This is a genomic window from Clostridioides sp. ES-S-0006-03, from assembly GCF_020662275.1.
Classification (GTDB): domain Bacteria; phylum Bacillota; class Clostridia; order Peptostreptococcales; family Peptostreptococcaceae; genus Clostridioides.
In genome coordinates this window covers 1-584 of the sequence record NZ_JADGMM010000042.1, presented here as the reverse complement: position 1 = coordinate 584, position 584 = coordinate 1, and the positions used below count along the sequence as shown (strand labels likewise).

1 protein-coding gene is annotated in these 584 nt (G+C 31.7%); it reads left to right on the top strand.

Annotated features, from left to right (window positions below; translation table 11 throughout):
• Positions 1-584 (top strand): cell wall-binding repeat-containing protein (locus IR151_RS20060; RefSeq protein WP_227437676.1); only part of this gene is annotated, 584 nt, incomplete at both ends.

Below are 584 nucleotides of genomic sequence, written 5' to 3'. Positions count from 1 at the left end.
CCTGTAAATTACTCTTTAGTGACAAAGAATAATAGAGTTAGATTGCCAAAAGGAGGCGTAATAGCTTTCTTAGGAAGTCCAAATGCCAAATTTGAAGTTACATACCAAGATGAAGTAAATGCAAATGCATTAACAGGAACTGATAGATATGAAACTTCTATTAAGATAAGCCAAGCAGGTTGGGAAAACGCTGAAAATGCTGTTTTAATAAATGATTCTGCAATTGCAGATGCTTTGGCTGCAACATCATTTGCATATAAAAAAGATGCTCCTATATTGCTAACTGGAAGTTCTCAAATAAATGAGAAGACTTTAGCTGAATTAAAGAGATTAAAAGTTAAAAATGTATATGTAATCGGTGGTGAAGCTTCTGTAAACGAAAAATCTTTAGATACTATAAAGTCAGATAATATGTCTGTATCTAGAATTTCAGGAAATGATAGATATGAGACTTCTCTAAATCTTGCTAAAGAATTAAAAGGAATTAGTAATGTATCAAAAATATCAGTAGTTAATGGTGAAAAAGGATTAGCAGATGCAGTAAGTATTGGTGCAGCATCAGCTCAAAATGATATGCCTATAAT